At 68.7% G+C, this 20828-nt stretch carries 20 protein-coding genes and 1 other RNA gene; 9 read left to right on the plus strand and 12 right to left on the minus strand.

Annotated elements, in window-relative coordinates:
* Positions 1–51 precede the first annotated feature (51 nt).
* Together ssrA and NWFMUON74_RS07815 are read left to right on the plus strand one after the other, a co-directional pair.
* Positions 52–422: a transfer-messenger RNA gene (gene ssrA / locus NWFMUON74_RS07810) on the plus strand.
* Positions 423–513: 91 nt separating this feature from the next.
* Positions 514–1386: a 2OG-Fe(II) oxygenase gene (locus NWFMUON74_RS07815; RefSeq protein ID WP_197986982.1), complete on the plus strand. Its 873-nt coding sequence runs from the start codon at positions 514–516 to the stop codon at positions 1384–1386.
* Here the strand turns inward: NWFMUON74_RS07815 and NWFMUON74_RS07820 are convergent.
* The gene (locus NWFMUON74_RS07820; RefSeq protein WP_187687281.1) at positions 1368–2057 is read right to left on the minus strand and encodes a DUF899 domain-containing protein; all 690 of its coding nucleotides are present in this window, start codon (positions 2055–2057) and stop codon (positions 1368–1370) included. The genes NWFMUON74_RS07815 and NWFMUON74_RS07820 overlap by 19 nt on opposite strands.
* A gap of 253 nt (positions 2058–2310) precedes the next feature.
* Positions 2311–3552 (minus strand): DUF1444 domain-containing protein, encoded by a 1242-nt coding sequence (locus NWFMUON74_RS07825; protein ID WP_187687282.1) that lies wholly within the window; start codon positions 3550–3552, stop codon positions 2311–2313.
* A 150-nt stretch (positions 3553–3702) separates the two neighbouring features.
* Here NWFMUON74_RS07825 and NWFMUON74_RS07830 point away from each other — a divergent pair, with 150 nt between their 5' ends.
* A complete protein-coding gene (locus NWFMUON74_RS07830) occupies positions 3703–4320 on the plus strand; it encodes a TetR/AcrR family transcriptional regulator (RefSeq protein WP_187687283.1) in 618 nt (205 codons plus the stop codon).
* Positions 4321–4334: 14 nt separating this feature from the next.
* Positions 4335–5933 carry an MDR family MFS transporter gene (locus NWFMUON74_RS07835; RefSeq protein ID WP_187687284.1) on the plus strand — a complete coding sequence of 533 codons (1599 nt, stop codon included), beginning with the start codon at positions 4335–4337 and terminating at the stop codon, positions 5931–5933.
* Positions 5934–6000: 67 nt separating this feature from the next.
* Here the strand turns inward: NWFMUON74_RS07835 and NWFMUON74_RS07840 are convergent, their stop codons facing one another.
* The gene (locus tag NWFMUON74_RS07840) at positions 6001–6762 is read right to left on the minus strand and encodes a 3-hydroxyacyl-CoA dehydrogenase (RefSeq protein WP_187687285.1); all 762 of its coding nucleotides are present in this window, start codon (positions 6760–6762) and stop codon (positions 6001–6003) included.
* Between the two features lie 329 nt (positions 6763–7091).
* Complete coding sequence (locus tag NWFMUON74_RS07845; RefSeq protein ID WP_187687286.1) at positions 7092–7523, minus strand: type II toxin-antitoxin system Rv0910 family toxin; 432 nt, start codon at positions 7521–7523, stop codon at positions 7092–7094.
* A gap of 74 nt (positions 7524–7597) precedes the next feature.
* On the opposite strand from NWFMUON74_RS07845, the gene NWFMUON74_RS07850 reads away from it, so the two are divergent.
* Together NWFMUON74_RS07850 and NWFMUON74_RS07855 are read left to right on the plus strand one after the other, a co-directional pair.
* On the plus strand, positions 7598–8707 hold the full coding sequence (locus tag NWFMUON74_RS07850) for an ABC transporter ATP-binding protein (RefSeq protein ID WP_187687287.1): 1110 nt from the start codon (positions 7598–7600) through the stop codon (positions 8705–8707).
* Between the two features lie 43 nt (positions 8708–8750).
* Positions 8751–9527, plus strand: a complete 777-nt coding sequence (locus NWFMUON74_RS07855; protein ID WP_232110904.1) for an ABC transporter permease — start codon at positions 8751–8753, stop codon at positions 9525–9527.
* 131 nt (positions 9528–9658) lie between these two features.
* On the opposite strand, the gene NWFMUON74_RS07860 is transcribed toward NWFMUON74_RS07855, so the two are convergent.
* The 3 genes from NWFMUON74_RS07860 to NWFMUON74_RS07870 all read right to left on the minus strand — a co-directional run bounded on the left by NWFMUON74_RS07860 (position 9659) and on the right by NWFMUON74_RS07870 (position 12994).
* Complete coding sequence (locus NWFMUON74_RS07860) at positions 9659–10546, minus strand: hypothetical protein (protein ID WP_187687289.1); 888 nt, start codon at positions 10544–10546, stop codon at positions 9659–9661.
* A gap of 80 nt (positions 10547–10626) precedes the next feature.
* Complete coding sequence (mscL, locus tag NWFMUON74_RS07865) at positions 10627–11070, minus strand: large conductance mechanosensitive channel protein MscL (protein WP_187689009.1); 444 nt, start codon at positions 11068–11070, stop codon at positions 10627–10629.
* Positions 11071–11140: 70 nt separating this feature from the next.
* Complete coding sequence (locus NWFMUON74_RS07870) at positions 11141–12994, minus strand: APC family permease (protein WP_197986983.1); 1854 nt, start codon at positions 12992–12994, stop codon at positions 11141–11143.
* A gap of 139 nt (positions 12995–13133) precedes the next feature.
* Between NWFMUON74_RS07870 and NWFMUON74_RS07875 the strand changes: the two genes are divergently transcribed.
* Positions 13134–13865, plus strand: a complete 732-nt coding sequence (locus NWFMUON74_RS07875) for a helix-turn-helix domain-containing protein (protein ID WP_232110905.1) — start codon at positions 13134–13136, stop codon at positions 13863–13865.
* Here the strand turns inward: NWFMUON74_RS07875 and NWFMUON74_RS07880 are convergent.
* Positions 13847–14239 (minus strand): VOC family protein, encoded by a 393-nt coding sequence (locus NWFMUON74_RS07880; protein WP_187687290.1) that lies wholly within the window; start codon positions 14237–14239, stop codon positions 13847–13849. The genes NWFMUON74_RS07875 and NWFMUON74_RS07880 overlap by 19 nt on opposite strands.
* 155 nt (positions 14240–14394) lie before the next feature.
* Here NWFMUON74_RS07880 and NWFMUON74_RS07885 point away from each other — a divergent pair, with 155 nt between their 5' ends.
* Positions 14395–15402 (plus strand): AraC family transcriptional regulator, encoded by a 1008-nt coding sequence (locus NWFMUON74_RS07885; protein ID WP_187687291.1) that lies wholly within the window; start codon positions 14395–14397, stop codon positions 15400–15402.
* A 6-nt stretch (positions 15403–15408) separates the two neighbouring features.
* Here the strand turns inward: NWFMUON74_RS07885 and NWFMUON74_RS07890 are convergent, their stop codons facing one another.
* From NWFMUON74_RS07890 to NWFMUON74_RS07900, 3 genes are all read right to left on the minus strand, one after another.
* On the minus strand, positions 15409–15642 hold the full coding sequence (locus tag NWFMUON74_RS07890) for a hypothetical protein (RefSeq protein WP_232110906.1): 234 nt from the start codon (positions 15640–15642) through the stop codon (positions 15409–15411).
* A gap of 272 nt (positions 15643–15914) precedes the next feature.
* Positions 15915–17618, minus strand: coding sequence for an AMP-binding protein (locus NWFMUON74_RS07895; RefSeq protein ID WP_187687292.1), 1704 nt, complete (start codon positions 17616–17618; stop codon positions 15915–15917).
* Complete coding sequence (locus tag NWFMUON74_RS07900; RefSeq protein WP_269475325.1) at positions 17615–19291, minus strand: AMP-binding protein; 1677 nt, start codon at positions 19289–19291, stop codon at positions 17615–17617. Before NWFMUON74_RS07900 ends, NWFMUON74_RS07895 begins: the two co-directional genes overlap by 4 nt.
* Before the next feature lie 58 nt (positions 19292–19349).
* Between NWFMUON74_RS07900 and NWFMUON74_RS07905 the strand changes: the two genes are divergently transcribed.
* On the plus strand, positions 19350–20192 hold the full coding sequence (locus tag NWFMUON74_RS07905; protein ID WP_187687293.1) for a helix-turn-helix transcriptional regulator: 843 nt from the start codon (positions 19350–19352) through the stop codon (positions 20190–20192).
* Between the two features lie 195 nt (positions 20193–20387).
* On the opposite strand, the gene NWFMUON74_RS07910 is transcribed toward NWFMUON74_RS07905, so the two are convergent.
* Positions 20388–20816 (minus strand): nitroreductase/quinone reductase family protein, encoded by a 429-nt coding sequence (locus NWFMUON74_RS07910; protein WP_187687294.1) that lies wholly within the window; start codon positions 20814–20816, stop codon positions 20388–20390.
* Positions 20817–20828 lie beyond the last annotated feature (12 nt).

The following is a 20828-nucleotide window of genomic DNA, read 5'->3' on the forward strand; positions in this document are numbered from 1 at the left end:
ATGATGAACAGCCCGGCCACCAGCCGGGAAATCTGGATCGATGATCGAGACGGGGCTGAACGGTTTCGACTGCGTACGTCGATTCAGGGGAAGCGTGTCGGTGCAGGCAGGAGACCACCGTAAGCGTCGCTGTAACCCAATAAGCGCCGATTCTCATCAGCGCGACTACGCTCTCGCTGCCTAAGCAGTAGAGCGTGTCTGTCAGCCCGGGTTCGCCCTCGGCCCGGTCACTGGCATCAGCTAGAGGGCTCCACCGTCCGCCTCGGTCGCGGAGGCGGACGGGACATCGCACAGCGACTGGGATCGTCATCTCGGCTTGTTCGCGTGACCGAGAGATCCGAGCAGAGGCATAGCGAACTGCACACGGAGAAGCCCTGAAGAAGCGGCGGAGGACCCGGGTTCGATTCCCGGCAGCTCCACTGAAATGCCCTCACTCGCCAAGCGGGTGAGGGCCTTTTCATGGGCCGCCGATGCCGCCCCCGGCCGCGCTGATTCCCAGGGCTGGAGGGTCTGGTGGGTGGGTGGGGGCGCTTAGGATCCGTTTATATGACGGTGTCGATGGATGCTTCGTGGCGTAGCTGGCTGCAGGAGAATCTTGCTCGGGGGTGTTCTATCGAATCGTTGATCGAGTCGATGGTCGGGGGCGGTTTCGACAAGGATGCGGCGGCGGCGGCCGTGCGGGCTTGCCTGGCGGGGGAGATTCCGGATTCCTTCGGTTATCGGTACGACACCTGCCCGGTATCGACCGAGCGGGTCGTTCACGCGCACGATCGGGAGATCCGTTCGGTGCTGCGGCTGCAGCGGCCGCAGCTGATTCTGTTCGACGATGTGCTTTCCGCCGAGGAATGTGACGAGGTGATGGAGCTGTCGAAGGACAGACTGCGGCGGTCCACGATCGTCGACTCCAAGACCGGGCGGGTGGGGGTGATCAATAACAGAACCAGTGAGGGCACGTATTTCAGGTTGTGCGAGAATCCGCTGATCGAGCGGCTCGATCGGCGGATTTCGGCGTTGATGAACTCTCCGCTGGAGAACGGTGAGGATCTGCAGGTTCTGCGCTATGGGGTCGGTGGTGAATACCAAGCCCACTTCGACTATTTCCCGCCCGACCAACCCGGTCACGTCGCCCATATCGCCCGCGGTGGTCAGCGCACGGCGACCCTCATCGTCTACCTCAACGACGTGGAAGACGGCGGCGAGACCGTCTTTGCCGACGCGGGCATTTCGGTTGCTCCCCGCAAGGGCCGTGCGGTCTATTTCCGATACTTCAACGACCGCGGACAACTCGACCCGGCCACGAAACACGCCGGAGCGCCGGTGCGCGCGGGCGAGAAGTGGATCATGACCAAATGGATGCGACGGTTCAGCTATTCCGCCTCGCCGTAGGCGGCGGCTATTTCCTGTGCGGTGCTCCAGCGGGAGTAGGTGGGGGATTGGGGCCAACCGGCGGGGGAGTCCTGCCATTCTTCCTGGCGGCCGTAGGGGAGCAGGTCGATGAGGGCGAAGGTGTGGCTGAGTTGTTCGGTGCCGCGGCCGTCGGTGTGCCAGGTGCGGTAGACCGTGTCGCCGTCGCGCAGGAATACGTTGACGGCGAAGCCCGCGCCGGGCGGAGCGCCGACGTCGGCGCCGAAGGGGCTGTTCGCCGTGGAGTACCAGGTCATTTTGTTGCCTACCCGGCGCTTGTAGGCGAGGGCCTCGTCGATGGGGCCCTGGGTGACGATGACGAATCGGGCGTCGTAGTTGTTCAGGAACTCGAGCCGGGTGAATTGCGAGGTGAAGCCGGTGCAGCCGCCACACTGCCATTTCTCGCCGGGGAACCACATGTGGTTGTAGACGATCAGCTGTGACCTGCCTTCGAAGATGTCGGCCAGCCGGACCGATCCCGACTCGCCCTCCAGGGTGTATTCGGGCATTTCGACCATCGGCAGGCGGCGGCGCTGGGCGGCGATCGCGTCGAGTTCACGGGTGGCGGCCTTCTCGCGTTTGCGCAGGGCGTCGAGTTCGTGCTGCCAGGTATCGGCGTCGACGACGGGCGGCAGAGCCGGGGTGGTGCTCATGGGGTCCTCCTCTTCGCATGTTGCGGGATGTAGGTGTAGACCCGGTGAGTTCATCGAATTCATCGGTGGCGCCCGCGCCGGGTGCGGAATGATCGCGCCGGGCAGGGGTATTGCCCAGCCATGTTCGCCATCGCTGCTGCTGTTCTGTTCGTGATCGCCCTGCTGCTGGAACTCGCCAACGGGGCTATGACATCCGGGGTCTACGCCCTCGTCATCGCCGGGTTGCTCGGTCTGGCGTTGCATCTGGCCGGGTTCAGTGATCGAGTCCCCCGGGGGCAGTGGCGGTCTCGGGCCCGGTGGCGGCGGCGGTGACCGCCACCGCGCGCAGTCTGGACATCACCTGCGCGGTCGGCCATTTCCGGGCTTCGTAGCGGGCCGGGGCCATGCCCGGCACCGGGGTCAGGCCGGCGATGTCGGCGGCGTCGGTGAACGAGACCTCGAACAGGTGCACCGGTTCGTCGTGTCGGTCGACGCCGTAGATGCTGAGGTAATCCGCTTCGGGCAGTAGCCATTCCACGCCCTCGCCCCATACGGCGACGGTGCACGGGCCGTCGTCGCCGTCGACGTAGCTCAGGGCGCCGACATAGGCCGGAGCGAGATCGTAAGGGCCGTAGTCGAAGTCGCGTCCGTAGGTCTCGTTCAGCCAATGCGTCTGCAAGCCGTATTCGGTGACGGCCAGGCCGCAGCGGGCGCGGGCCGCCGCGGGCAACTGCGGGTGCGGTCCGGCTCGATCGAACGGCACGATCCGGTCGTGCGCGTCGAGGGTGTAGCCCTGCGGCGAAAGTGGCCGTGTCGCATCGCCGTAGTGCTCCTCGACCATCTCGAAGACCTGGCCGAGGATCTCCGGATCGTCGGGCGCGACGATGAGGGTGTCGTAGTCGGGCATGAACGCGACGGGCCGATGTTCGGCTGTGCGATGGGAGGCCAGCCAGCCGGACAGCAGGGGCCAGGAGGCGACATAGGCGTCGCCGTCGTCGGCGTAGCGGACGAAGACGCCGGGCTCACGAACCGGCGGGGTGATCGCCGCGAGATTCTCGTGCGCCACCGCGAACAGTTCGTCGGGCGTGATGTCCCATTCCCGCAGTGTCGCTTCGAGAATGATCGAGCGGGCGGCGGGCTGGTCGTAGGCCACCATCTCCCGCACGAACGGGAAGGCGGGGCGCGACACCGGGCGCATGTCCGGTGGCGCGTCGAGCCCGAAAGTGATGGGACGCAGGATCGGCCGTAGTTGCGACCGCGCCTCGGGCCAGCCCGGGAGTTCGCCGGTGCTGTCGCGCATGACGGTCACGAAGCGGACGATCGCCTCGTCGCGTTCCCGATCCGACAGCCCCCGGCTGTCCCGGAACAGATTGCCGAGGTACAGCTGGGTGTCGTCGCTGAGATGGATGGCGAATTCCGCCGGATCGTACTGCGCGTGCGGATCGCCGAGATCGCTGACCTGCCGCAGCACGACCTCGGCGAACCTGTCGAACTCGTCATCGTCGAGAGAATTCACGGGGCGAGCCTAGTGGCGGGGCGGCAACCGCTGCACCGCAAGACTTTTCGCCCGTGGAAAGGTGTCGCCCGCGTCTCGGGCGGTCGTGGTGCTCCACCTCACATCAACTTGCAGTTTCTGAAATATTTCAGTTTGTGCTAGATTTTTCGGGTGTCCGAGGGGAAGGTTGCGGTGGAGTTGGGGCTGCGGGAGCAGAAGAAGCGGCAGACCAGGCTGGCGCTGTGCGTGGCCGCGCGGCGGCTCACGCTGGAGCGGGGGTTGGATGCCACGACCGCCGAGGATGTGGCGAAGGCGGTGGGTGTCTCGCCTCGGACGTTCTTCAACTATTACGAGACCAAGTTGGACGCGGTAGTCGGTCCGGTGGGGGAGATCGGCACGCCCGATACGCGAGAACAGTTCGTCGCCGGCGGTCCCACGGGAGTGCTGATCGACGATCTGACGTGGCTGTACGCCTCCGGTTACGAGCCCGACAACGAAGTGCGGGAAAGTGTTTCGCTGGTGGCGGAGATCATCAAGCAGGAGTCCCGGGTACTGGCGGCGTTCGTGGCCGCCGGCGCGCGGTACGAGGAAGCGGTCGGGGAACTGCTCTCGGCGCGGATGGGCTCGGCCGTTTCGACCCAATTCGCCGCGCTCACAGCGCATCTCATGTCGGCGCTGAGTACCAGAGCGGCGATGTCGCTGGCCGACAACCCGGATCGCTCACTGGCCGAAGCTCTGCACGATCAATGTGACCTCGCCGCCCGCTTGTTCGACAGCGGGCGACAGTAGAAGGAGACCGAACGATGACCACGACGGCCGACGCGTCGCCGCCCCCTATCGTCCTCACCCAGAAGCGGGTCTGGCTCATATTCTCCGCGTTGATCGCGGGCATGTTCCTGGCCAGCCTCGATCAGACCATCGTGGGCACCGCCATGCCGACCATCGTCGGACAGCTCGGCGGTGTCTCCGAAATGGCTTGGACCGCAACGTCCTACCTGCTCGCCACCACGATCGTGATGCCGATCTACGGCAAGTTCGGCGACCTGTTCGGGCGGCGTTGGCTATTCCTGTTCGCCATCGGGGTGTTCACCGCGGCGTCGGTCGGCGCGGCGCTGTCCACCGGATTCTGGGAATTCATCGTGTTCCGCGGCCTGCAGGGCGTCGGCGGCGGTGGGTTGATGATCCTGGCGCAGGCCATCATCGCCGACGTGGTGCCCGCCAAGGACCGCGGCAAGTACATGGCGCCGATGGGTGCGGTGTTCGGCCTCACCTCGGTCGCCGGTCCGCTGCTCGGCGGGCTGTTCGCCGACCATCTCGGCTGGCAGTGGTGCTTCTGGATCAATGTGCCGGTGGGTCTGGCCGCCATGGCGATCGCGTTCCGCTACTTGAGCATTCCGAGTCATCGCCCGAAGACCAAGCCGGACTATCTCGGTGTGGTGCTGATGTCGTCGGCCACCGCGCTGCTGATCCTGATCACCGACTGGGGCGGCAAGCGGCACGCCTGGGATTCGCCGACGATCCTGTCGATGATCGCGGCGCTGGTGATCGTGGTGGCGGCGTTCATCGTGGTGGAGTCGCGGGCGGAGGAGCCGATGCTGCCGCTGTGGTTGTTCCGCAACCGCAGCTTCGTGCTGACCTCCGCGATCGGCCTGGTGGTCGGTCTGGTGATGTTCGCGGCGCTGGCGTTTCTGCCGACCTACCTGCAGATGGCGACCGGCACTTCGGCTTCCGTGTCCGGCCTGCTGCTGATCCCGATGATGATCGGCATGATGGCGACGCTGACTACCTCGATGGCCGCCATCACCCGCACCGGGCGCTACCGGATCTATCCACCGGTCGGCGCGCTGATCATGGTCGTCGGCATGCTGTGGATGACGCGATTGAACGCGGACACCTCGATGTGGGTGGTCGGCGCGATGCTGTTCGTGATGGGCGCTGGACTGGGCCTGATCATGCAGGTCATCGTGCTGGTGGTGCAGAATGCCGTGCAGGCCGATCAGATCGGCACGGCGACCAGCGCCAACAACTACTTCCGCGAGATGGGTGGCGCGATCGGCGTGGCGATCTTCGGCTCCATCTTCACCCACCGGCTCACCGAGGGACTCACCGATGTGTTCCGGGAGCACTATCAGGAGGCGGCACAGTCCGGTCTGCAGCCGGGCGCGCTGGTGCCCTCGGTGGTCAAGAATCTGCCGGAGGGCCTGCACGACGCGATCGTCGGCGCCTACGTCGACGCGCTGGTGCCGGGGTTCTGGTACCTGATTCCCGGTGCGGCCCTTGCCTTCCTGCTCGCGCTGTTCATCCCGCACCTGAAACTGTCCGACGAGGCAGGAATGGTGGCGCGCGGCGAAGCGGTCATGGCGGAAGGCGAGACCGACACGGCGGTCACCGCCGAGCGCTGAGTCACGACAGCGCGAAGGCCCGGTCTGCGGGACCGGGCCTTCTGCGTTGTGCCAGCAGCGCTTTCGCTCAGCGCGGGGCCATGCGGATGGCGCCGTCGAGGCGGATGGTCTCGCCGTTGAGCATCGGGTTCTCCACGATGTGGCGGGCGAGAGCGGCGTATTCGGTCGGGTTGCCGAGCCGGGAGGGGTGCGGGACCTGGGCGCCGAGGGACTGGATGGCCTCGTCGGGCAGGGTCGCGAACAGCGGGGTGTGGAACAGGCCGGGGGCGATGGTGTTCACGCGGATCCGCAGGCTCGACAGATCCCGCGCGATGGGCAGGGTCATGCCGACGATGCCGCCCTTGGACGCCGAGTAGGCGGCCTGGCCGATCTGGCCGTCGAACGCGGCGACCGAGGCGGTGTTGATGATGACGCCGCGCTCCTCGCCGACCGGCTCGGTGGCCGAGATGCGTTCGGCGGCAAGGCGAATGACGTTGAAGGTGCCGATCAGGTTGACGTTCACCACCTTGGTGAAGTCGGCCAGCGGGAAGGCGCCCTTCTTGCTCACGGTCTTGATCGCGTTGCCGATGCCGGCGCAGTTCACCGCGATCCGCAGCTCGCCGAGGCCCTGGGCGGCGTCGAGGGCGGCGGTGACCTGCTCCTCGTCGGTGACGTCGGCGGCCGCGAACACCACGCTCTCGCCGAGCTCCTTCGCGATGGCCTCGCCGTCGGAGGACGGCAGGTCGATGATGACCACCTTGGCGCCCTGACCGTGCAGTTCCCGTACGGTCGCCAGGCCCAGCCCGGAGGCGCCGCCGGTCACCACGGCGACGGCGTTGTTGATCTGCATGAGACCTTCCCTTCTGTCTGCGTCCGCGCAAGATTAACCGGCGGATCGCCGCTAAGTAAATAGCGATTCGCGCGGGATCGGCGCGAGGTGCGCTGCTGGGGACCTGCTGCCGGGCCTCTATATATGCAGGTGTCCGCGTAGATCCGGAGCGATCCCGGGTGTTTGCCCGCGCGCTGATGTTCTAGCGAGTTCGCTTCTTCGTCCACTGACTTCTAACTGAAACATGTTACAGTTTCGCCGCGATCTCGCCAAACGTCCGGCATAGGAAAAGCCGGATGCCACGTTCGTTCCGAGGGGGACGAACGTGGCATCCGGCTGGTTCGGTGGGCTCAGGCGTACAACTCGACGAAGCGCGCGAGCGACCGGTCGATGTCGCCCTTCAGGGCGCGGGCCACCCCCGCGCCGATCGGGCCGAACAGTGGCCGCCCGCCGAGTTCGATGTCGACGGTCACCTCCGAGCCGTCGCCCTTCGGCGCCACCCGCAGCTCCAGGCCGAATTTGGAGCCGCCCTTCCCGGAACCGCTGAGCACCAGCCGCTTCGGCGGCTCGGCCGTGCGCACGGTCCATCGCACCCGATTGCGCAGCCCCTTCACCGACGCGATGCCGACCAGTTCGGTGCCGGGGGTGAGCTCCTCGGGAACGCTGCCCCGCCACGCCTCGTGCATGAGCAGCCACCGATCCAGCTCGCGCAGATCGGCCGCATGCGCCCATGCCCGATCGGGAGAGATCGGGACGTCGACCGATACCTTCAGATTCGCCACCCGTGCATGCTAACGACTTCGGCCGACCGCGGCGCCCGCCCAAGCATGCAGCTGCGTGAGTCTTGCCGCCCGCGATGGCGACCGGACTCGGCGCGAGGCGCGCGACAGACGCGGGTTCGGGGACGGTGACTCCGCACAAGATTCGGCGGTGGGGTGGTGGTCGGGCTGCGGTATCGGCGGCGGTGGGGCATGGTGGGGCCGTGCAGAGCATTGTCCTCGAAGGAGTTGGCGTGGCCTTTGGTGGGCGCACGTTGTTCGGAGGTATCGGTCTTACTGTCTCGGCAGGTCGGTGCACGGCGGTGGCGGGACCGAGCGGGGCCGGGAAGACCACGTTGTTGCGGCTGCTCAACCGGCTGGGTGAACCGTCCGAGGGGCGGATCCTGCTCGACGGCGTGCCGATCGACGAACTGGATGTGCTCGAATTGCGGCGGCGGGTCGGGCTGGTGCCGCAGCATCCGGTGCTGCTGTCCGACGTGGTGGTGGACGAGGTGCGGGTGGGGCGGCCGTCGCTGTGGGACGAGCAGGTCGGCGCATTGCTGAACCGCGTCGGGTTACCGGAGACATTCCTGCACCGGCGCTGCGCCGAACTGTCCGGCGGCGAGGCGCAGCGGGTGTGCCTGGCGCGCGCCCTGGCCGTCCGGCCCGAGGTGCTGCTGCTGGACGAGCCGACCTCCGCGCTGGACGAGGCGGCCGCCGAGGTGGTCGGCGAACTGATTCGGGCGCATTGCCGATCGGGCGGCAGCGTCGTGCTGGTCAGCCACGACAGCGTATTCACCGCCGCCGTCGCCGACGACATCCTGCTCCTGGAAGGCGGTCGCCTGTCCCCGCTCGGCGCACTCAGCGAGGCGGTCGAGAACGCGGTACCGGATGTGCCCGCAGCACCCGGACGCAAGCCCGCGCCGACGAGTTCGTCCGCACCGGGCAGCCCGCGCGGCGCTGCGACGGCGCCTTCCATCCCCGGCGCCGGTGAATCAGCTCCAGGTTCTGCTGCGGAGCCGAACGGCAACTCGGGTGAAACAGCGGCCCGACACTCCGCGGAGCCGGCCGGTAGCGCAGGTGAGGTGGCGACTGCGAAGCGGCAGCGTGAATCCCCGGGGACCCCGAGGTCCTCGACGGAGGCGCGAGTGCCGTGGGATCGGAGCGGCGGGCCGGACACGGACGGTGTCGATCGGTGGGAGCCGTGAGGGCGACAGGCGTGTCGTGCCCGCTGGATGAATGGACGATGCTGTGACAGAAGGACTTTCGGTGCCCGACTGGCCGGGCGTGGCGGTGTCGCTGGTACTGGTGGGAGTGGCGGCGCTGGTCGCCTACCGGCAGCGATTGGGGCTCACGCGAGAACTGTTGATTGCCGCCGCGCGAGCGGGCGTGCAGCTGGCGGTCGTCGGTGCGGTCCTGTTGGTCTTGTTCCGGCACACCGGATTACCGGGCGCGCTCGGCTGGGTCGCGGTGATGGTGGTGGTCGCGGGCCAGGTGGCGGGGCGGCGGGGATCCGGTGTGCCGCAGGCTGTTCGGGCGGCGACCTGTGGTGTCGCGTTCGGCACGGTGGTCACGCTGGGCGCGCTCATCCTGCTCGGGGTGATCTCGACGCAGGCACGGGTGGTCGTTCCGGTGGGCGGCATGATCGTCTCCGGAGCCATGCAGGCCACCGGTCTCGCGCTGCGCCGCGTGCACGAGGACGCGCAAGCGGCGCGCCCGGCCGTCGAGGCCCGTTTGTGTCTGGGACTGCCTGCGCGAGAAGCGTTTCTGCCGTATCGGCGGTCGGCATTGCGCACCGCGCTGGTCCCGGCGATCGACTCCACCAAGGTGGTCGGCCTGATCAGCCTCCCCGGCGCGATGACCGGTCTCATCCTCGCGGGCGTCGAGCCCCTGACCGCCATCCGATACCAGATCGTCGTCATGTACATGCTCCTCGCCGCCGCCGCGCTGGCCGCGCTGGCCGCCGCCCGAGTCGCCGAATTCCGCCTGTTCGACGACGCGCAACGTTTGGTCCCGCTACCCACGTGACCGGCGATGGCCTGGTCGCCGCCATCGAGTTCGTCGGTTCGCAAAAGGAGGGCATCTGAGGGGCATCGGCAGCTGCGCTCCATCGAGTCCCTTCGGTGCCTGGCCGAGGGGAATCGCGCGTACCGGGATCGTCAGGCCCGCGCCACCGCCGTCGGATGGTCGGCATCTACCCGTGGCCCCCAGAAGTTCAGGTGGTTGGCCGAATGCCGTAGGGCCGTCGTGCCGGGCAGGATCTCCCGCACGGCGTATTTGTCGTGCGGGTAGTGCTGCAGGAAGGTGGCGAGGGTGGCCGCGGTGATGCCGGCCTTGCCCACCACCACCGCCGGATCCTCGCCGAGCCCGGCGACGACATCGCGCAACCGGCCGCGCAGCAGGCTGTCGCTGCACCCGGCGATCATCGCGAACGGGTCCACCAGCGGCCGGTCGATGGCCAGCCCGTAGGCCCGGGCCAGATAGGTGTCGGCCAGGCCGGCGTCGCCGTAGAGGTCGCCGGGCAGGCAGTAGTCGAACCAGTCGATGGGCCCGGTGTCGGTGCACGGGTCACCGGAAATGCCTTGCCCCGCCAGCTGATTGCCGAGCGGGAAGGTATGCCCGGCGCCGCGGTGCGGCGAGGCGAAGGTGTGCAGCCAATGACACTGCGGCAGCCGGTCGCGCAATCCGCCGGACACCAGTTCCCGGCCGACCAGCGACGCCACCGCCCCGCCCTGTCCGTAGCCGAGAATGCCGAAGCCGCCGCGATGTTCGCGGATCAGCCGCACCAGCTCGGTGACGCCCATATCCCGCGCCGCCCGATACGACGGCTGCCCGAGCACGTCGAGCAGCGCGTCGCCGCCACCGGCCAGCGGCCCGAGGGCGATCGAATAATTGAGGTACACGACCTCGAAGACACGCCGATCGAGCAGATCGGTGACACCGGTGAGCATGCCGATCTCGGTGCGCGGTTCGATCCGCCCGAATTCCTCGGCCGCGGTGACGGCCTCCCAGGTACCCGGAACGCAGAAGAGTTTGTGCTGTGCCACATTTCGAGGGTGCGCTGTGGATGGCACCGCGGCGCGAGTAGCGCGGTACTCGAATTTCGCTCGGACCCGGACCGGTCGGTTCAGTCCACCGTCGACCGGACCGCCTCGTCCATGGGCCGCACGGTCTCCGGCGACTGCTGCCGAGACGCCTGGGCCTGCAACAGATCCCGAATCTCGACCAGCAGCTCGGTCTGCGTGGGGTCGGCCTTCTTCTTGCCGCTGAAGCGCTTCTTCAGATGGTTCATCGGCATGATCAGCACGAAATACAGCACCGCCGCGACCATCACGAAATCGAGCGAGGCGCTGATGATCGGCCCGGCGGCGATGAAGGTCGCGGGCTTGCCGGGGACCAGCTGTACACCCAGCCCCAGCTGACTGTTGCTGCCCAGCACCGCCAGGAGCGGCTCCACGACTCCCTTGGTGACCGACTTGACGATCGCGGTGAACGCCGTTCCCATCACGACCGCGACCGCCAGGTCGATGACGTTTCCGCGCATCAGGAAGTCCTTGAAACCTTTGAGCATGGCGCCGTGCAACCCCAATCCGAAACTGTCGACGTGTATCGCGGCGGAGTCTAACGACCGTCCGGCGGCGTCAGTCCAGGTGCATGGTGATGGTCGCGGCGATGGCGTCGGTGTGCCGGTCCAGTGCCTCGGCGATGATCGGGGCGCGCTGGTTGTGCAGGATCCGGTACCGTCGCCGGCGCGGTTCGATGCGCGGCAGCAGCACCACCACCTGCAGGTCCGGCGCGGTGAGGCGACGGGCGTAGTCGACGATCGGCTCGACCATGCCGTGCCGCGGGCTCGGCAGCACCTCCAGTTCCAGCCCGGGATCCCAGGCATGCCACTGGTCGACCAACCGCGCGGTGGTCACCGGATCGATGTCCACCGCGATCGGGTGCACCTGCTCGCCCAGGCTCAGCGCGGCGTCCAGCGCCCGGCGGGTGAGCCCGCTGACGGCGACCACCGGCACGACCACTACCGTGCGCCGCGCCGGGTCGCGCCGCGGCGCCGGTATCGCGGTGCCCATCTCCAGCTCGGCGGCCACCTCGCGGTAGTAGTGCTCGGTGCGGTCGAACAGCAGCATGAGCGCGGGCACCAGGAACAGCAGCAACCACGCGCCTTCGGTGAACCGCTCCAGGAAGAACACCACCGCGGCCAGTGCGGTCAGCGCCGCTCCGATCCCGTTGAGCAGCACGTTCCAGCCCCAGTATCGCCCGTGGTCGCGCACCCGGCGCCGTACCAGACCGGTCTGACTGATCGTGAAGCCGATGAACACGCCGACGGCGTAGAGCGGCAGCAGATGATCGACGCGGGCGTCGACGAGGATCAGCACCAGCGCCGCCAGCACGCCCAGCGCCGCCACCCCGAACCGGTACACCGGGCGCTCGGCGCGCAGGGCGAACAGGTGCGGCATCCGGTGATCGTCGGCGAGGCGGCTCAGCAGCACCGGCAACCCGCCGTAACTGGTGTTCGCCGCCAGCCCCAGCACCCCGGCGACGGTCAGGTTGGCGACGTGGAACAGCACCCCGGTCCCGAACGCGGCCGCCGCGAGCTGCGCCAGCAGCGTCACTCCGTCGCGCGGCAGGACATGGTGGGTCGCAATCACTTTCGCGATGCCGAGCAGCAGCACGCCGAGCAGCAGACCGAGCGCGACCTCGGCGCGCTGCGCGCGGCGCACCGCGGGCGCCCGGAACGCGGGCACACTGTTGGCGACCACCTCCACCCCGGTCACCGACGACCCGCCCGCCGAGAAGGCCTTCAGCAGCAGCAGCGGTCCGAGCACGCCGGGCACCTCGTGGAACACCGACGGCGTGCCGATCGTGGCGACCGGCTCCGCCCGCAGCAGACCGACCACGATGATCGCGCCGATCACCACGACGTACAACACGGCTGGTGCCAGCAGCACCTTCGCGGATTCGGCGATGCCGACCAGGTTCACGGCCGTGAGCGCGGCCAGGGCGATCAGCTCGGTCGCCAGTAGATGGTCGGCGATGAGCGGGAACAGGCTGCCCAGCGCGGCCGCCCCGGCCGCCAGGGCCACCGCCACGGTCAGCACGTAGTCGATCACCAGCGCGGCCGCCGCGAGCAGGCTCACCGGGCGACGGAACTCGCGCTGCGCCACCGCGTAGGAACCGCCGCCGTCCGGGAACTCCGCCACCACCTGCCGGTGGGAGACGACCAGCACCAGCAGCAGCACGGTGATCGCCACCGCGACCGGCACCGTGTAGCGCACGGCGTCGGCGCCCGCGGAGACCAGCACCGACACGATGGCCTCCGGGCCGTAGGCGATGCTGGACAAGGCATCCGGTGACAGCGCGGCCAGGCCGCCGAGGGCCGTGAGCCGGTAGGCGTCACCGCGGTGGTGGCGGCGCAGCCGGCGATCGCGGACCCGGTAGCCGCGGGCGGGCGTGTCCGGGTCGCGGGGGTGCGGGGCCCTGCGGATCACGAGCGGTGCGCGGGTCGATCCACGGGCGTCTCCTTCAACTGCGGAACGGGCAGGGTGGAGCGGTGGCCGCGTCTCAGGTTACGGCCGGACGCCCGCGGTACCGGCGTTCGTGTCGGCGTGGCGCGCTAGTCTCGGGCGAGTGCAGACCCGTCCGCCGCCGACCTATCGCGAGCGCCCGTCGACCGCCGTCGGCGGCGCGGTGGTGTGGTCGCGGACCATGGGGCCCGCCGAGGAGGCGCCGGTGCTGCCCGACGGTTGCATGGACGTGCTGTGGACGGGAGAGCGGCTGGTCGTCGCCGGACCGGACACCCGCGGTTACGTCCCGGCGGCCGCGTTCGGCGCGAGAATCGCCGGCATCAGATTCTTTCCCGGCACGGCACCCGCACTGCTCGGCGTGCCCGCCCACGAACTCGTCGACAGCCGGGTCCCTTTGACCGAGCTGTGGCCTGCCGCCGAGGTACGCGCGCTGACCGCGCTGATGGCCGCCGCGCCCGATCCACTGACGGGACTCGAGCACCTGGCCCGCCACCGGGTCACCGCCGTCGACGCGGCCGACCCGGTCCTCGCGCATATCGTGCGACGGCTGGCGGCCGGGTCCACGGTCGCGGCGACGGCAGACGAGCTCGGCCTCGGCGCGCGCCGATTGCATCGAATGTCGCTGTCGGCGTTCGGTTACGGGCCCAAGATGCTCGCGCGAGTGCTGCGCCTGCAACGCGCGCTGCGGCTGGCCCGCGCGGGAGTTCCCTTCGCGGAGACGGCTTTCCGCGCCGGGTACGCCGATCAGGCGCACCTGGCGCGCGAGGTCCGGGAGTTGGCCGGAAAACCGCTGGGGCAGTTGGTTTCTCGCGCCGGTCAGGACAGCGGCGCGTAGAGGTCGACGCTGTTGCCGTCCGGGTCGTGCACGGTGGCGTAGCGCTGGCCCCAGAAGGCGTCGAACGGCTTCAGCTCGCCGTGGTATCCCGCGTCGGTCAGTTCCGCGTAGAGCGCGTCCACCGCACTCGGCAAATCGCATTCGAACGCCAGGCCGAGCCGCCCGGCCTCGCCCCGCAGCTCCGCCACGGCGTTCGGGGCGAACGAGCGGACGTTCTCGTCGGTGTCCAGCGTCAGCCGGAATCCGCCCGGCAGCGTCGCCTCGATGTGGCCACCGAAGTCCTCGCCGAATTCCAGGCCGAGGCGACGGTAGAAGGCGAGTGAGGCCGCCAGGTCGGACACGATCACGCCGATCACATTCAGTCGAACAGTCATATCCGCACGGTAGAGCGTCCGGGGCGGTGCGGTCTTGAACGAATCGGACAGTGGCTACGACCACATATGGTTGGATTTCCCGCAGCGAAACGACCTGTGCGATATAGCGTTTGTGTATAAGAACGTGCTTGTGGAGCCACCGGGCAGGAGGGGCGTTGGGGACGGATCAGACATTGCTGCATCGCTTCGTGCTGTCGCAGCTCACCGCGGCCGGAGCGGACCGCGATCGGATGCTGCGCGAATGCGGCGTCCCGGAGTGGACGCTGACCGGGTCGGGCGTACAGGTACCCAGCGACACCTTCTCCCGATTATGGGAGGTGGGCGAGCGCGCGCTGGACGACCCGACAGTGGCCCTGCGCGTCGCGAGCAGATACCGGCTGCCGGCCCTGCGGCTGTACGACTATCTGTTCTCCAGCTCGCCCACCCTCGGCGCCGGCCTGGCCACCTGCGGGCCATACGTCACGGCCGTCACCACCAACCACCGCTTCGACCTGATCGCCGAGAACGACGACGAGACCAGCCTGTACGTGGACATGATCGAGGGCGAGGGCCGCGGCCGCGACCACACCCAGCTGTGGGGGCTGGTCGCCGTGTTGACCCGGGCCCGGCAGGTCGTCGAGGCGCCGTTGCATCCGATCCGGGTCACGCTGCGGCAGGACGCCCCGCGTGACGTGCGGCCCTTCATCGAGGTATTCGGCACGGCCGCTGTCGAATTCGGCGGCCCGGTGGACGCCCTGACATTCCGGGCGACCGATATGGAATTGCCCCTCACCACGGCCGATCCCGTGCTGGCGGAGGTGCTGGAACCGCTGGCCGCCGCGCTGCCCCCGCCCCCGCCGCTGGAGACGGCCTGGCCCGAGCGGGTCGCCGCGGTGCTGGCCCGGGCGTTCGAGGAGGGCGAGGTATCCCTGGACTGGGTCGCGCGCCACATGGCGACCAGCCCGCGCACGCTGCAACGCCGCCTGGCCGAGGCGGGGACGACCTGGCGACTGGAATTGGACCGGGCCCGGCTGGCCCGGGCCGCCGCGGCGGGCCCGGTGAGCCGGGAACGGCAGGCGGAGCTACTCGGTTACGCCGATGCGGCCTCGATGCGCCGGGCGGCGCGCCGGTGGTCGATGGTCGCGCGCTCGGGCCACTTCGACGACTTCGACCGTCGGTTCTAGACCCGGCTAGACCCGCAGGTTGCTGGCGGCGATGTTCCAGAACGTACTGCGGTCCAGCGACCGCAGGTCCCAGCTCTCGGCGATCGCGTGCGAGGCGGTGACGATGGCCTGGACGTCGAAGTCGTCACGCGTTGCCGTGCCCTTCGCTTCCAACTCCGCGATCACGTATTCCGTCGCGGTCTCGAGGGTATTCGACACGGTGTTCTCCAATCGGTCGTAGGTGTACGTACGGTCGATCACGGATCGTGTTGCTGCCGCGGTGAGATCACCGCGGCGTGCACCGAACCGACACCACGTGGGACCGCCGGTGCCACGCGGCGGGCACGGTGCCAGTTTTGCGCCATCCCCTTGGTATGACCAGCACCGAACACGCCACACCCGGGCAAACGCGCCAATTTCCGTCGGCCGTGACGCAATCGATGCTGTTCCGTCCGGCGAGTTGCGGTGCACCGGCGTACCCGCGGCCGGAACGTCGGCCGGTCGACGAGCGAATCCGGTGCAACACGCGGGCGTTACGCGGATGCCGGCGGCAGCAGATCCTCGTAGCGGTACTCGGTATCGATCGGCGTGCCCGCGGCGTGCGCCGCCTCTTCGCGCCGGCGCAGTTCGACTCGGCGGATCTTGCCGGAGATGGTCTTGGGCAACTCGGCGAACTCCACGCGGCGCACCCGCAGATACGGGGCCAGCTGGTCGCGGGCGTAGGCGAGGATGGCCTGGGCGGTGTCGGCGTCGGGTTCCCATCCGGCCGCAAGCGCCACGTACGCCTTCGGAACGGCCAGCCGGGTGTCGTCCGGCTGCGGCACCACCGCGGCCTCCACGACCGCCGGATGCTCGATGAGCACACTCTCCAGTTCGAACGGCGACACCTTGTAGTCGGAGGATTTGAACACGTCGTCGGTGCGCCCGATGTAGGTGATGTAGCCGTCGTCGTCGCGGGTGGCGACATCGCCGGTGTGGTAGTAGCCGCCCGCCATGGCGGCCGCGTTGCGTTGCGGGTCGTCCAGATAGCCGGTCATCAGATTCACCGGCTGCGCGGCCAGATCCAGGCAGATCTCGCCCTCGTCTGCGACGGCGCCGGAGACCGGATCGATTAGTACCACCGGGACGCCGGGAGCGGGCCGTCCCATCGAGCCGGGTTTGACGGGCTGGCCTGGAGTGTTGCCGACCTGCAGGGTGGTCTCGGTCTGGCCGAAACCGTCGCGGACGGTGAGCCCCCACGCCTTCTCGACCTGCGCGATCACGTCGGGATTCAGCGGTTCCCCGGCGCCGAGGACCCCGCGCAGGCCCGCGGGCCGCTCGCCGAGATCGGCCTGGATCAGCATGCGCCACACCGTCGGTGGCGCGCAGAAGGTGTTCACCTCGGCCCGGTTCAGCTGTGCGAGCAGCGCGGCGGCGTCGAAACGGCCGTAGTTGTAGACGAAGATGGTGGCCTCGGCGATCCACGGCGCGAAGAAACAACTCCACGCGTGTTTGGCCCAGCCGGGCGCGCTGATCGCCAGGTGCACGTCGCCGGGGCGCACCCCGATCCAGTACATGGTGCTCAAATGGCCGACCGGATAGCTGATCTGGCTGTGCCGCACCATCTTCGGCTTGCTGGTGGTGCCCGAGGTGAAGTACACCAGCAGTTCGTCGGTGACGTCGGTGACCGCCTCGAACGGACCCGCCGGACGCACGTCGGCGGCGTCGGCGTAACTGTGCCAGCCGGGCGCGGGCGCACCGACGACGATGCCGGTGTACTCGCCGTCCACCTGCTCGAACTTCGCGGTGTCGGCGGTATTGGCGATCACGAAACGTACTGCGCCCCTGCTGATCCGGTCGCTCAGATCGGCCGGGCCCAGCGCCGCGGTGGTCGGCATGACGACCGCGCCCAGCTTGGTGGTCGCCAGCATGGCCTCCCACAGCTCGACCTGGTTGCCCAGCATCACGATCACCCGATCGCCCTGGCGCACACCGATGTCGGCGAGCCAGGTCGCGACCTGGTCGGAGCGGCGGGCCATCGCGTCGAAACTCACCCGCTGTTCGCGCCCGTCCTCCTCGACGATCCACAGCGCGGTGCGATCGTTGCCGCGGGCGATCACGTCGAACCAGTCCGTGGCCCAGTTGAATCTGCCTGTCAGCAAGGGCCATTCGAACAGCTTGCGGGCCGAGTCGTAGTCGGCCGCGGTGCCCAGCAGGCGGTCGCGGGCCGCGCGGTACAACTCGGTGTTCGTGGTCATGCCGATTCTCCTGTTCTGTCGATATCCGTCCGGTCGGGGCCGAACAGCCGCGCGGAGATCTCGCGCATCTCGACCTTGCGGATCTTGCCGGTCACCGTCATCGGGAACTCCTCGACGAGGTGTACGTAGCGGGGGATCTTGAAATGCGCGAGCTGCCCGGAACAGAATTCGCGCAGGGCCGCGGCGTCCAGGGCCGGTGCGCCCGCGCGCAACCGGATCCAGGCTACGAGTTCCTCGCCGAATTTCGGGTCGGGCACGCCGACCACCTGGGCGTCGAGGATGTCGGGGTGGGTGTAGAGGAACTCCTCGATCTCGCGGGGGTAGATGTTCTCCCCGCCGCGGATGACCATGTCCTTGCTGCGGCCGGTGATCGCGACATAGCCGTCGTCGTCCATGGTGGCCAGGTCGCCGGTGTGCATCCAGCGGCCGGAATCGATGGCGGCGGCGGTCTTCTCGGGCTCGTCCCAGTACCCGAGCATCACCGAGTAGCCGCGCGTGCACAGCTCGCCCGGCTCGCCGCGCGGCACGGTGAGGCCGGTCGCGGGATCGATGATCTTGATCTCCAGGTGCGGGCCCACCCGGCCGACGGTCGCGGTGCGCTGGGTGAGGGTGTCGTCGCGGCGGGTCTGGGTCGAGACGGGGGATGTTTCGGTCATGCCGTAGCAGATGCTGACCTCGCTCATCCCCATCCGCTCGATCACCTGCTTCATCACCTCGACAGGGCACGGCGATCCGGCCATGATCCCGGTGCGCAGCGTGGAGAGGTCGTAGGCGGCGAAATCGGGCTCGGCGAGTTCGGCGATGAACATCGTCGGCACCCCGTACAGCGACGTACAGCCCTCGGCCGCAACGGTTTCCAAGGTCGCGCGCGGGTCGAACGCCGGGGCCGGGATCACCATCGCCGCGCCGTGGCTGGTGGCGGCGAGATTGCCCATCACCATGCCGAAGCAGTGGTAGAACGGGACCGGCAGGCAGATCCGGTCGGCCTCGGTGTAGCCGCACAGCTCGCCGACGAAGTACCCGTTGTTGAGGATGTTGTGGTGCGAGAGGGTAGCGCCCTTGGGGAAACCGGTGGTGCCGGAGGTGTATTGGATATTGATCGGGTCGTCGGGGGAGAGCGCGGACTGTGCCGCCGCCAGTTCGGCCGGATCGCCCGCCCGGCCGCTGTCCAGCAGCGCGAGCCAGTCGGGGCCGTCCAGGAGCACGACATGGTGCAGGTCGGGGCAGTCGGGGCGGACCTCGTCGATCATTGCGGCGTAGGCCGAGTTCTTGAACTCCCGGGCCGCGACGAGCAGCCGGACACCCGCCTGCCGCAGCACGTAGCGCAGTTCGTGCGCGCGGTAGGCGGGGTTGATGTTCACCAGGATCGCGCCGATTCGCGCGGTCGCGTACTGCACCAGCGTCCACTCGGCGCGGTTCGGCGCCCAGATGCCGACGCGATCGCCCTTGCCGATACCGGTCGTGAGCAGGCCGAGGGCGACCGCGTCCACTTCCGCGGCGAACTCCCGATAGGTCCACCGCACGCCCGGCGCCCGGTCGACGAGCGCGAGCCGATCGCCGTGGGCGGCGACGGTGCGATCGAGGTTGGCTCCGATCGTGTCGCCCAATAGCGGCACATCCCATGCTCCATGCGTATAACTGGCCCGCTGGATCCGGCCCGTCGTCGAACTCACGCGAATTAGGATCCAGGTCACATTCCCCCGCCCACTACCCCCGGAAAGGGGTACCGAGATGGAACTGCTGCGTCCCCGTGATGCCGACGCGCTGCGTGCCGAACTGCGCCGGGTGGCGGCCGACTCGCGGATGCCGGTGGTGTTCGGCGGCCAGGTGCACGGGGAGACGCTGATTCTCTCGGAGTTCTTCGGCACCCGCACCGCCGCCATGCGCGGGCTGGCGGTGTCGCCGTCGTCGGGGGTCGGGGGCGCGGCGGTGTCCAGCAAGCGGCCCACCTCCGTCGCGGACTACCGCATCGCCTCCACCATCACCCACCACTACGACGCCCCGGTCCTGACCGAGGGGTTGCGGGCCGTGGTCGGGGTGCCGGTCGTGGTCGGCGGGCAGTCGCGGGCCGTGCTGTACATCGCCAGCCGCGATGCCGGGCCCATCGGTGGTCGCGCGGCCGACCTGGCGGTGCAGGCCGGGCGGCGGCTGGCCGTGGAGCTGGCGATTCGCGACGAGGTGGACCGGCGGCTGCGATTGCGCGAGGCGGCGATCGCTCCGACGACGGATGCCGTTGTCGCCGAACAGCTCCGTGACATCCATGCCGAGGTGCGCGGCATCGCGCAGACCGTCACCGACCCCACCGCCCGCACCCGATTACGTGACCTGTCCGAGCGGCTGGCCCGGCTCGTGTCCGGCACCGAAATATCCGACGACGTACCGGCATTGGCGCCCCGCGAGCTGGACGTACTCACCCATATCGCACTCGGCTGCAGCAATGCCGAAGTCGCCCAACGCCTTTCGCTCCGCCCGGAAACGGTCAAGAGCTACCTGCGCAGCGCCATGATCAAACTGGGCGCCCACACCCGCCACGAAGCCGTGGTCCGCGCCCGCCGGGCGGGTCTGCTCCCTTGAGGGGCTGCCCCCGCGCCCCCATACGACCGTGGCCCGCGCTCCGGGGAGCACGGGCCAGGGATGTCGAGCCGCCACAGGCGTCGCGCCCGCCCCGCCATAGCCACACTGCCACACTGCCACACTGCGATACCGCCACATCCCCGTCGCGTTACCGCAGGTGTCGTGTTGCCGCGGCGTTGGGCGGGGTTGTTTCGGTCAGGTGCGGCGTAGGGCCAGGACCGGGATGGTGCGGATGCCTGCGGTCTTTTCGGCGTAGGCGGCGAAGCCGGGGTAGCGGCGGGCTTGTTCGGCGTAGATGCGGTCGCGGTCGGGACCGGTGATTTCGTGGACGGTGACGCCGTACCGTTCCGTGCCGCGTTCCACGGTTGCCGTGCCGGCCGTGGTCAGGTTGTAGTACCAGTCCGGGTTCGTGGGAGCGCCCGCCTTGGAGGCGAAGACGTAGATGAGGTCGGGGTCCCGCTCGTCGGCCAGGTACATCATCGGGCTGACCAGTTCGCGCCCGGACTTGCGGCCGCGGTGGTGCAGCAGCAGCATCGGGGCGCCCTCGAACTGGCCGCCCACCCGGCCCTCGTTGGCGCGGAATTCGGCGATGATGTTGCTGTTCCAATCGTCGGCAGTGCTCATCGGACTCCCTTC

It is taken from the genome of Nocardia wallacei, assembly GCF_014466955.1.
GTDB classification, from domain to species: Bacteria; Actinomycetota; Actinomycetes; order Mycobacteriales; family Mycobacteriaceae; genus Nocardia; species Nocardia wallacei.

Bases quoted from the DNA above. Each gene is read 5' to 3' on its own strand.
- NWFMUON74_RS07820 (WP_187687281.1), bottom strand. From the start codon at position 2,057: ATGAGCACCACCCCGGCTCTGCCGCCCGTCGTCGACGCCGATACCTGG.
- NWFMUON74_RS07835 (WP_187687284.1), top strand. From the start codon at position 4,335: ATGACCACGACGGCCGACGCGTCGCCGCCCCCTATCGTCCTCACCCAG.
- NWFMUON74_RS07840 (WP_187687285.1), bottom strand. From the start codon at position 6,762: ATGCAGATCAACAACGCCGTCGCCGTGGTGACCGGCGGCGCCTCCGGG.
- NWFMUON74_RS07850 (WP_187687287.1), top strand. From the start codon at position 7,598: ATGGCGACCGGACTCGGCGCGAGGCGCGCGACAGACGCGGGTTCGGGG.
- mscL (WP_187689009.1), bottom strand. From the start codon at position 11,070: ATGCTCAAAGGTTTCAAGGACTTCCTGATGCGCGGAAACGTCATCGAC.
- NWFMUON74_RS07880 (WP_187687290.1), bottom strand. From the start codon at position 14,239: ATGACTGTTCGACTGAATGTGATCGGCGTGATCGTGTCCGACCTGGCG.
- NWFMUON74_RS07895 (WP_187687292.1), bottom strand. From the start codon at position 17,618: ATGACCACGAACACCGAGTTGTACCGCGCGGCCCGCGACCGCCTGCTG.
- NWFMUON74_RS07905 (WP_187687293.1), top strand. From the start codon at position 19,350: ATGGAACTGCTGCGTCCCCGTGATGCCGACGCGCTGCGTGCCGAACTG.
- NWFMUON74_RS07910 (WP_187687294.1), bottom strand. From the start codon at position 20,816: ATGAGCACTGCCGACGATTGGAACAGCAACATCATCGCCGAATTCCGC.